The sequence below is a fragment of the Shewanella waksmanii ATCC BAA-643 genome, from assembly GCF_000518805.1.
GTDB lineage: Bacteria > Pseudomonadota > Gammaproteobacteria > Enterobacterales > Shewanellaceae > Shewanella > Shewanella waksmanii.
Genome location: NZ_JAEH01000071.1, coordinates 1 through 11,133, shown reverse-complemented (window position 1 = coordinate 11,133; position 11,133 = coordinate 1). Strand labels below are relative to the sequence as shown.

7 protein-coding genes are annotated in these 11,133 nt (G+C 44.4%); 5 read left to right on the top strand and 2 right to left on the bottom strand.

Translation table 11 applies throughout. The features are described 5' to 3' along the window. On the top strand, positions 1–259 hold a 259-nt coding region (locus tag L865_RS0119425; protein WP_028773496.1), incomplete at its 5' end, for an integrase core domain-containing protein. A 97-nt stretch (positions 260–356) separates the two neighbouring features. On the opposite strand, the gene rho is transcribed toward L865_RS0119425, so the two are convergent. Together rho and trxA are read right to left on the bottom strand one after the other, a co-directional pair. Then, complete coding sequence (rho, locus tag L865_RS0119420; RefSeq protein ID WP_028774760.1) at positions 357–1,622, bottom strand: transcription termination factor Rho; 1,266 nt, start codon at positions 1,620–1,622, stop codon at positions 357–359. Positions 1,623–1,840: 218 nt separating this feature from the next. Further along, a complete protein-coding gene (gene trxA, locus L865_RS0119415; RefSeq protein ID WP_028774759.1) occupies positions 1,841–2,167 on the bottom strand; it encodes a thioredoxin TrxA in 327 nt (108 codons plus the stop codon). 172 nt (positions 2,168–2,339) lie between these two features. Here trxA and rhlB point away from each other — a divergent pair, with 172 nt between their 5' ends. From rhlB to L865_RS0119395, 4 genes are all read left to right on the top strand, one after another. After that, positions 2,340–3,647, top strand: coding sequence for an ATP-dependent RNA helicase RhlB (rhlB, locus tag L865_RS0119410; RefSeq protein WP_028774758.1), 1,308 nt, complete (start codon positions 2,340–2,342; stop codon positions 3,645–3,647). Next, positions 3,648–4,580 (top strand): Ppx/GppA phosphatase family protein, encoded by a 933-nt coding sequence (locus L865_RS0119405; protein WP_028774757.1) that lies wholly within the window; start codon positions 3,648–3,650, stop codon positions 4,578–4,580. It abuts the gene before it with no gap. 362 nt (positions 4,581–4,942) lie between these two features. Then, positions 4,943–7,939: a TonB-dependent receptor gene (locus L865_RS0119400; RefSeq protein ID WP_051484704.1), complete on the top strand. Its 2,997-nt coding sequence runs from the start codon at positions 4,943–4,945 to the stop codon at positions 7,937–7,939. Positions 7,940–8,325: 386 nt separating this feature from the next. Next, entirely contained in the window at positions 8,326–11,016 is a 2,691-nt protein-coding gene (locus tag L865_RS0119395; protein WP_028774755.1) for a TonB-dependent receptor domain-containing protein, read from the top strand. The last annotated feature ends 117 nt before the right edge of the window (positions 11,017–11,133 follow it).

The following is an 11,133-nucleotide window of genomic DNA, read 5'->3' as shown; positions in this document are numbered from 1 at the left end:
AGCGGCACTAGCCGCCTATGGAATGACCCCATCAATGACAGATGGATATGACTGCTACCAAAATGCACAAGCAGAGCGTGTGAATGGTATTTTGAAGCAAGAGTTTTTGCTTAATCGCTGCAGAACGATGAAAGAGCTTGGCGTTTTAATCAAGGAATCGATAGAGATTTATAATCAATTACGGCCGCACCTTAGTTTAGGAATGAAAACCCCAAATGAGGTGCATGAAAAAGCCAGTTGGGAATACCAACTGGCTTAATAAAAACCGTCAACCTATTTTAGGACTAGACACCTTTGTATTTGAGGTAACAAAAAGGCCACTGTAAAACAGTGGCCTTTTTCATCAATCGCGTTGATTAGCTCTTAGCGCGTTTCATCGCAGTGAAGAACTCATCATTGGTTTTGGTCATTGCCAGTTTGTCGATGAGGAACTCCATGCCGCTGACTTCATCCATAGGGTTGAGGATTTTGCGTAAAATCCACATCTTTTGCAGCTCATCTGGCGTAGTCAGTTTCTCTTCACGACGAGTACCTGAGCGGTTGAAGTCGATTGCAGGGAATACACGTTTTTCTGCTGCTTTACGAGATAGGTGCAGTTCTTGGTTACCAGTACCTTTAAATTCTTCGTAAATAACCTCGTCCATTTTCGAACCTGTATCTACAAGCGCGGTCGCGATAATGGTTAAACTGCCGCCATTTTCAATATTACGTGCAGCACCAAAGAAGCGCTTAGGACGGTGCAGAGCGTTGGCATCAACACCACCGGTAAGTACTTTACCCGATGATGGAATTACCGTGTTGTAGGCACGTGCTAGACGAGTGATAGAGTCGAGCAGGATAACCACATCTTTTTTGTGCTCAACTAAACGCTTAGCTTTTTCAATGACCATTTCGGCAACTTGTACGTGACGGCTTGCTGGCTCATCAAAAGTAGAAGCAATAACTTCACCTTTTACCATACGCTGCATTTCGGTCACTTCTTCTGGGCGCTCATCAATTAGCAATACCATTAACACCACTTCTGGGTTGTTATAGGTGATGCTTTGCGCCATGTTCTGTAGCAGTAAAGTTTTACCGGCTTTTGGCGGCGCCACAATCAAACCACGCTGACCTTTACCAACGGGTGAGCACAGGTCAAGAATACGCGAAGTAATATCTTCAGTTGAACCATTACCACGCTCCATACGAAGACGGTCTTCAGCATGCAGTGGGGTTAAGTTTTCAAAGAGGATTTTAGTACGAGAATTTTCAGGCTTGTCAAAGTTAACTTCATTAACTTTCAGTAGAGCAAAATAGCGTTCGCCATCTTTAGGTGGGCGAATCTTACCGAAAATGGTATCACCCGTTCGCATATTGAAGCGGCGAATCTGACTTGGTGAAACGTAAATGTCATCAGGGCCCGCAAGGTAAGAACCATCTGCACTACGTAAGAAACCGAAGCCGTCTTGGAGAATTTCTAATACGCCGCCGCCGAAAATGTCTTCACCGCTTTTGGCATGGGCTTTAAGGATGGCGAAAATAATGTCCTGCTTACGAGCGCGGGCCATATTATCGATTTTCATCTCTTGGGCTAGGGTAACGAGGTCTGAAATCGACTTGTCTTTTAATTCTGATAAATTCATCGTGGTGGGTCTTGTATATGCGAGATAATGCTATCGCCGAATAATAGGATAAAGTGTGTTTAGGATATTAGTCGGATAGCGAGATGTGGGTTAATAACATTAATTTGGTTATTAAAGTAGCACTAACAGCGCGGGGCGTCTAGAAATTTAGCAAGCCCCGACACAATTTATTGATAAAGCTGTGTCGGGAATCACTTTATAATGCAGTTTTGGGCGCATTATAGCTGGGCGTCAATAAACTCTTTTAATTGAGTTTTAGATAGTGCGCCAACTTTAGTACCGGCAAGCTCACCATTTTTAAAGATAAGCAGTGTTGGAATACCACGTACACCGTACTTAGCAGCAGAGGCATTGTTGTGGTCAACGTTTAGCTTACCAATTTTGACTTTGCCTTCATATTCTTCAGCGACGTCATCTAAAATTGGCGCGATCATTTTACAAGGGCCACACCACTCTGCCCAAAAATCGACTACTACAGGGATATCAGATTTAATTACGTCAGTGTCGAAGCTGTCGTCGCTCAAGGTTATGATTTTATCGCTCATGATGTTCTCCAGTTAGGTTGCCATTGCTGGTTTGTTAATGGCTTAACCTGTATATTGGGTCTGAAATTCGCTTTTCAAGACTTTTTTAAGCAGTTTTCAGTACAGTTTTTAATAATCGTTATTTCAAACGATTGAGTTTCTTATTGCAACCCTAACTGGTATGCTGGCGCCTATGAGCGAAACACATTTATCAAATCAGAAGTTTGCCGACTTTTCTCTACATCCAGAGATAAAAACAGCACTTAATGAGAGCGGTTTTGAATTTTGTACACCAATTCAAGCGCTTTCCCTCCCTATTTTACTAGAAAAGAAAGACATTGCTGGCCAGGCCCAAACCGGTACTGGTAAGACACTGGCTTTTCTAGTTGCCACATTTAACCATTTACTTAGTACATCAATCCCTGAGGGGCGCGAGCTCAATCAGCCACGTGCAATTGTAATGGCACCAACACGTGAATTGGCGATCCAGATCGCTAAGGATGCGAAGTTGTTGGCGAAACACACCGGTCTAAAGGTGGGTATCGTCTATGGTGGCGAAAGCTACGATGTGCAACGTAAAGTGCTGGATCAAGGTGTCGATATTCTTATTGGTACCACAGGGCGAATTATTGATTATGTTCGTCAAGGTGTGATTAATCTCAGCGCCATTCAAGCGGTGGTGTTAGATGAAGCTGATCGCATGTTCGATTTGGGCTTTATTAAAGATATTCGTTTCTTGTTTAGACGCATGCCTGATGCTAAATCGCGTTTGAATATGCTCTTTTCGGCAACCTTGTCGATGAAAGTGCAAGAGCTGGCATACGATCATATGAACGAGCCAGAGAAAGTCGAAATAGCGCCGGATGAGAAAACCTCTAAAAACATCAAGGAAGAGATTTTTTATCCATCGATGGATGAAAAAATGCGCTTGTTGTTGAGCCTGATTGAAGAAGATTGGCCTGAAAAAGCGATTGTTTTCTCTAACACCAAACATAGCTGTGAGAATTTGTGGTCATGGTTAGAGGGTGATGGACATCGTGTTGGCTTGCTGACTGGTGATGTGCCGCAAAAGAAACGTATCCGTATTCTTGAGCAATTTACCAATGGTCAGTTAGACATTTTGGTGGCCACGGATGTGGCAGCACGTGGTTTACATATTTCAGATGTATCGCATGTGTATAACTATGATCTTCCGGACGATTGCGAAGATTATGTGCACCGTATTGGTCGTACAGGTCGTGCTGGTCAAAAAGGGGTGTCAGTGAGCTTTGCTTGTGAAGAGTATGCCCTTAACTTACCTGCCATTGAGAGCTATATTCAGCATTCAATTCCTGTCAGTAATTATGACAGTGAAGCTTTGCTTGATGATATCCCGGCACCAATTCGGGTACATCGTAAGCATAACAACCGTCCGCAAGGGCGTTCAGGTAGCGGTCGCCCACCTCAAGGTAATCGCAACGCGCGTCCAAGACGTCATGACAGGACTCGCAGACACAGCTAAATGACTGACGTTCAATCAGCGCCGCGTTATGCGGCCATTACCTTAGGTTCTAATAGCTTCAATATGCTGGTTGCGCAAACCGTTGCCGGCAAACCGAATGTTATTGCTAAATACAAGCGCAAGGTGCGTTTAGCTCAAGGTATTGGCAGTGATGGTGTACTCAGTGATGAGGCATTTGACCGCGGCATTGATTGTCTGAAAATGTTTGCAGACATGCTCGATAAAGAAGGTGTCGCACGTCAGCATGTTGCAGTCATTGCCACTGCAACATTGCGTAGTATTAAAAATGCGCAGGCATTCAGTGATACTGCGTTACCTATTTTGCAGCAACCGATAGAGATCATTAGCGGATTGCGAGAAGCTGAGCTGATCTACCAAGGGATGGCTGCCACCACTGCTGGTGAAGGTCGCCGTTTAGTGATTGACATTGGCGGTGCCAGTACCGAATTCATTGTTGGTGATGGCGATAGCGTGCTGTTTAAGCAAAGCCTTCCTATCGGATGCGTGACTTTTAATAGTTTGTTTTTCAATGATTTCCCTTTCCAAGAGCTTGACTTCAATAGCGCATCAGACAAAGTACAGCAAACCTTAGGTGACTACGCCCAAGAGCTTCGTCGTTTGGGGTGGCATGGGGTTGTTGGAGCCTCAGGTAGTGTGCAATCGGTGATCGAACTGCTTAATCATCGCAGTATGACGGCAACGATCACGCCGCAGGTATTGCAACAGTTACAGCTAGAAATCTTGTCCCAACCCGAGCAATCTATGCTTGGCATTGAAGGGCTGCACCCTGAGCGTGCACCAACATTTGCAGCGGGGGTAGCGATACTCCAAGCACTGTTTACCTTATTAGAGATTGATAAGCTCAACCTTTCTGGTGGCGCACTCCGCGAAGGGGTTTTACAACAGCTAGCCAATCAGGTCGCCGCGCAGTAATCGCGCTCCCACTTAAATTTTCTCTTGCAAACTTAGTTATCAGCTTCGCAACAACTATCATCCAGACGTAGCTAAAAAATTAATCATTTTTTTTCTACTCATTTTCTTGCCAAGATCTGCTTTCTCTATTCCAGTTAACTCGCCCTGAATAGCCTGTTTTTTAAACAATTGTTAACACGTTACTTTGGCTGTTCTTTATCCAGTAGCGACTAAACTCTCAAATATTTTGCATATTGAAGATTGTATAAAATATGTAATTAGTGTTATGGTTTTGTCGCATCTGGTTTTCTATACCCTATTTATTCAAAAAACATTTATGACCAGATGCCTAAAAAAATCATATTTTCGGGAGAGATAGATCTATGTCTGGGCGTAACGCAATAAAGCGGTTTACCCCCAGTTTGGCGGCCATTGCCGTAGGCTCAGTGCTGATGTTGTCAGCACCAGCTGCATATTCAGCGGATACTAGTATTGTTAAAGGTAATATTGTTGGCCAACAGGGTGAGACCGTTGCCAACGCCGTTATTACACTTAAACATAAAACCAAAGGTTTAACTTACACTGTCGAAACCAACGACAAAGGTGCTTACTTTTTACGTAACGTACCCGTGGGTGACTACGATGTCTCCATCGCTAAAGATGGCTTTGAGACTACCCAAGAAAACGGCGTGCGTGTGAGTATTGGCCAGCCGGTCATTCTAGATGGACAGCTATTCGCTGTAGGCAGCAACGATGTGGAGCGTATATCTGTAACGGGCAGTATGATCCGTCGTGTTGATATGGCCTCATCAACATCGGGTGTGACGTTTAGCCAAGATGAACTCAATACCATGCCGGTTGATTCAGGCTTTGAGAACATTGCGTTGCTGGCGCCAGGAACCGCAGTACCCGGTGGTAGTAATTTTAATGGTGCGACGAGCTTCGGCGGATCATCATCAGCCGAAAATGCCTACTACCTGAACGGTCTAAACATTACTAATATTCGTACCGGTTTAGGTTCATTGCGTTTACCTTGGGAAGCGATTGCTCAGACCCAAGTTAAAACTGGCGCAATTTCGCCTGAATTTGGCAGCGCCATTGGGGGTATCGTCAATGCAGTTTCCAAATCAGGTGACAATGAATTCCATTTTGGTGTCGAAGGTCGCTATGATCCTGCATCAATGCGCTCTAGCCATGACTCTATCTATCAAGCCGATGGCACTATTGATACCAATACTCAGCGCAATAGTGATGATTTCAAGCAGCTAAAAATCTGGGCAAGCGGTGCCATCATTGAAGACAAGTTGTTTTATTACGGTCTGTATGAACCAAGCCAGCATGATCAAAATTGGGCAGAGCAAACCGTATACCATGAGCGTGAGAGGGAATCCAACCGTTGGTTCGCTAAGCTAGATTGGTTTGCTACCGAAAATCACTCGTTTGGCTTTATGGCGATGAACAATAAGCGTACTTGGGAAACATCCAGCTATGCCTATGACTGGGAAACCAATGAAGTGGGTGAGCAGCAGGGCGTTGCTGCACCGGGTGAGGATGGTGGTAGTTTATATAGCTTTAACTACACCGGATATTTGACTGATGACTTCTCTGTTTCTGCGGTTGTGGGACGAGTTGAAGAAGATGTTGAAAACCGAGTTGCGTCCAGTAATCCAGGTGTATGGGATGAGCGTAATGGTAGCTTTGTAACGCTAAGTCAGCATACCAACTCAACGGTAGTTGAGCAGCACTATGTGCGCGACCAAGCTCGTATTGATTTTAACTGGGATTTAGAAGACCACTCGATTAGTTTTGGTGTCGATTATAGCAGCGTGTCGGTCGATTATTCTGAAGACCAAAACGGTCTGGGTGAAGCGCGTGGCTGGTGGACGATTGCAACGGCGGGCGCTGATGATATTTCTGGCGCACCTGAAGGTAGTGACTATATTGAGCGTCGTCGCCGTTCAACATTTGCCAGTAACGATTCAGAAGTGAATTCTCTGTCTTTCTATGTCAATGATTCTTGGCAGGCGACGGATAATTTAGTGATTAACGCCGGTGTGCGGATTAATAACTATGAAAACACGGTATCAGATGGCCGCCCATTTGTAGACCTAAGCAACCAAATCGCCCCCAGATTACAGGCCATTTATGACCTTGCAGGCGATGGTAGCTCTAAAATCTATGTGACCTATGGCCGCTATTTCCAGCCTGTTTCAGTCAACATGAACATCAAGCAGGGTGGCTCACAGCGTGAAGTATTTGACTATTTCGAATTGGACCAAGTTGATGCCAATGGCCACCCAGTCATCACTGCAGATGGTTCACCGAGTCGTGGTGCCGCGATTCGCGATACTTGGGTTCGTCAGCAAGGTATTACTGAGCCGGGTTTGATTGCTTCATCGTCACTAGAATCTATGTTCTCAGACGAGTTTACTCTGGGTTATCAGCAAGAAGTGTTTGATACCATGTCAGCAGGTGCGCGAGTAATATGGCGCGATCTGGGCCGTGGTATTGAAGATACTGATGTAGAGCCAGTGTTAAGCAAAAAGCTAGCTGAAATGGGCATTGAAGATAATGTCGGTCAGAGTTCTTACTATGTGCTTCACAACCCTGGTAATGCGGTTAACTTAAGCTACGATTTTGATGGTGATGGTAAAGTTGATAATGTGAATTTGTCGGCCGAGGAGTTGGCACTCGATTCAATGCAACGTCATTATTTAGCGTTGGAACTAACTTTAGATGGCAACGTCACAGAAGATTTTCGTATTAACTCATCGTACACCTTATCTCGCAACTGGGGTAACACCGAAGGCTTAGTTAAAACCGATAACAACCAAGCCGATCCAGGTTGGACAACATCGTATGATTACGGTGATTTGATGGACCACGGATACGGTGATCTGCCTAATGATCATACTCATGTGTTTAAACTTAATGGCAGCTATAACATTACTGATGAGTGGATTTTTGGTTTCGTAACTAGCGTAAGTTCTGGTCGTCCTCAGAGTTACTTCTCAGTGCATCCATCTGGTGTTGATAGTTGTGCTGAAGGTAGTCCATGGGATGCTTGTATTAGCCGCTATTATGGCCAAGCAAGTCACTATGATGAAAATGGTGATCCTGCGCCACGTGGTGAAGCGGGTAACTTACCTTGGGTTGCTAAGGTCGATCTATCATTGATGTATATGACAGAGCTATTCGATGGCAATTTCAGCGTTAAGGGTACGGTTTATAACGTACTGAATTCTGATAGCGCCACTAATATCAATGAAGAGCGTGCAGCCTACGGGGATGATGGTTTAGTGCTTAATCCAAACTATGGGATGACAACCGAGCGTCAAGAAGAGCGTTACTTCTCTCTTGTTGCCCGCTACGAGTTCTAGTTTATAGGTCATTGCTAAACCTACTTTTGAGGCCGCATAAGCGGCCTCTTTTCCTGTTGTAAATAAATTTAATTACATTTTGATAACAGATATTACAAATTGGTTTAAATGACTTTATAGCGATAATCTCGATATACCCTTCCAGCTCTACACCTTACAACTTCATTGTTTATAAAGACTTTTGTCTCTATTTCGCTAATTTCTCATGTGAATATTTATTATTAATTGACGCCGGTTTAGTCAAAACACCTTCAGACATGTATATTGCATACAAAATAAAGTATGTGATATAAACGTTGCCAACTTGTGTGGACCATGTGTTTTTTCATTGCTGTAGCTCATGAGATTCACCGGTATAACAAAAAGCATATATTTGGGAGATCACCATGAAATTTAATCAAATTGCTAAGCTAGTGAGCTTAGCGTGTAGTGGGGCTATGGCCTTTACCGCACCTGCTGTATTAGCTGCCGAAGACGGCGCTGATACGGTAGAGCGTATTTCTATTACTGGTTCGCGTATTAAGCGTGTGGATATGGAAGGCGCTTCACCGGTTACTACTATTACCGCTGACGATATGGCTACCGCAGGTTTTTCAACTGTGGGTGAAGCTTTGCGCGCATCAACCTTAAACTCGTTTGGCTCATACGGTGGAACGTCAAACAACAGCTGGTCATCACAAGCTACGATTCAGCTTAAAGGGGCAGATCCAAGCCATACATTAACGCTACTTGATGGTAAGCGTATGGCTAAGTCTCCGGTTTTAGGTGGCGGCGCAACTAACATCAATACCATTCCTACAGCAGCTGTAGAGCGTATCGAAATCCTCTCTGACGGCGCATCAGCGGTTTACGGTACTGATGCAATTGCCGGTGTTATTAACATTATTCTCAAAAAAGATTTTGAGGGTGTTGAAGTGAAAGTTCGCGCAGAAGAGCCTGATGCAGAAGGTGGCGGAGACAATCACTCAGCGTCATTTACTGGTGGCCTAAGCTCTGACATGGGGAGCTTTGTCTTTACCGCTGAGCACTTCAAAAAGAGTGGCATTCTATTTTCTGAGCGTCCATATACAGCAGCGCACGTAAAAGATGGTCAAGATCCAAGTGATTTCCGTAGCTGGATTGGTTTGAGCCAAACTGGTCGTACTATCGATATGGGACCTAATGGCGGTTGGTTATACACCACGCCTTACACTAACGATTTAGATTGTAGTGAAGTCTATGGGGCAAACTTCGTTGGCCCACTGAACGATAGTAAGTATCCTGGTGACACCTCTTGTTCATTTGATTACACCAAAGCGGCGTACAACGATGTGGACCAAGAGCGTACCTCAACCTTGTTGAATTACTCTTACAACATTAATGATGATATTGAGCTAACCGCGCGTGCATATTGGGCATCGAATACCACCACTGATGTATCTGCGCCAGTGCCGGGTTACATTACATTTGATGAGGCGATGCCAGCTTATACCACTGCCGATGGTCTTAACCTGCGCGCTGTACCAGAAGGCGGCGCAATGCTGTTCCGTTTCAATACCGCCGGTAATCGTGTACGTGAAAGTACCGATAACATCTATGACTTCTTAATTGGTTTAGATGGCACCACAGATAATTTTGATTGGAATGCATCGGCATCATATAACAAATATGACGTATTTAAGTGGGGTACGGGCTACCAACTTAAAGGTGCAACGACAGATTTAGTTGGTTCGTGGAATGATGATACCAATAGTTTCGAAGGCTGGGATCCACGTGATCCTAATTCTGAACTTCCTGGCGGCGCGACAGCTAACTCAGATGCTAAATTAACCAGCAGCACTTTTGAAGTTGATGCCGGTATCAGCATGGAACTGTTTGAACTTGCTGGTGGTGCAACAGGCCTCTATTTAGGTGCTTCTTACCGTGAAGAGAAACTTGACTCGGCAGTCGATGCCCTTGATGAAGCAGGTTTAATTGTTGGTGGTAGTGGCGGAGCCGGCGGAAGCGGTGATCGTGATGTCGCAGCTGTGTTCATGGAAATGGCATTCCCTGTACTGGATAACTTAGAAGTTAACCTTGCTGCACGTTATGATGAATATTCCGATTTTGGTGGTACCTTCAACCCGCAAGTGTCTGTTCGCTATAACGTATTGGAGCCAGTACTACTGCGTGCGTCTTGGGGTACCGGTTTCCGTGCACCAACACTTGAGCAGTTGAATCAATCTACCAGTGTTGGTTATAACGATGTCACCAACTACATGAAGTGTTACGAAGATGGCCTAGGCATTGATGGTTGTTCAATTGACGATAATGTACCTGTGTCAATTGGTCGTAATGAAGATCTTGGTCCAGAAGAGTCAGAAAGTTATAACTTTGGTGTTGTGTGGGATATTACTGATAATTTCAACATGACAGTTGATTACTGGTCATTGGAAACTGAAGGTTTGATTGGTTCATTGGTTAATAATGAGCTGACCTACACCCAAGCGCAACTTTGGGAAGCAGCAGATGCAGCGGGTCAACCTCGTCCTGATATTAGTGCGGTATATCCTGGAACTTCAATTAGCCAAAATGGTATTGGCAAACTGACGGCTATGACCAATGTAATGCAAAATATTGGTTTAAGTGAGCGCGAAGGTGTTGATGCTAAATTTGCGGCGACATTTGAAACAGATATTGGTGATTTCAAACTTGGTTTAGCTTGGTCGCATTACTTGAAGTACACTGACTCTATGCCAGAAGGTGGTGTAAGAACGGTATCGCGTAACTGGGCGGGCACTGAAGATTACCCTGATGATCGCGTTAACTTTACTGCCAATTACTTGGTCGGCGATCATAGCCTTTACTATCAAGCGGACTACATTGATTCACAGTCTACAACGGATGAGAATGAAGATGGTTCAAGCTACTCAATTGATTCAGTGGTTTATCACACCTTAAGTTATTCTTATAACATGCCTTGGAACAATATTATCTCAGCGGGTATCAACAACCTGACTGACGAAGAGCCGCGCTTCCAAGCCAACGGTGACTACAACCGTTCAATCTACGACACAATTGGTCGTTCATATTGGGTGTCATTTACCCAAACATTCTAAGCTGATTTTGTTGGCTTAACATTAAAAAAGGCACTCTTATGAGTGCCTTTTTATTATTTAACAACTGTCCCGTCCTGAGATAAGTTGACACTTTGGAGACTTATCTATGAAACCTTC

Bases quoted from the DNA above. Each gene is read 5' to 3' on its own strand.
- trxA (WP_028774759.1), bottom strand. From the start codon at position 2,167: ATGAGCGATAAAATCATAACCTTGAGCGACGACAGCTTCGACACTGAC.
- L865_RS0119400 (WP_051484704.1), top strand. From the start codon at position 4,943: ATGTCTGGGCGTAACGCAATAAAGCGGTTTACCCCCAGTTTGGCGGCC.
- L865_RS0119395 (WP_028774755.1), top strand. From the start codon at position 8,326: ATGAAATTTAATCAAATTGCTAAGCTAGTGAGCTTAGCGTGTAGTGGG.
- L865_RS0119405 (WP_028774757.1), top strand. From the start codon at position 3,648: ATGACTGACGTTCAATCAGCGCCGCGTTATGCGGCCATTACCTTAGGT.
- rhlB (WP_028774758.1), top strand. From the start codon at position 2,340: ATGAGCGAAACACATTTATCAAATCAGAAGTTTGCCGACTTTTCTCTA.
- rho (WP_028774760.1), bottom strand. From the start codon at position 1,622: ATGAATTTATCAGAATTAAAAGACAAGTCGATTTCAGACCTCGTTACC.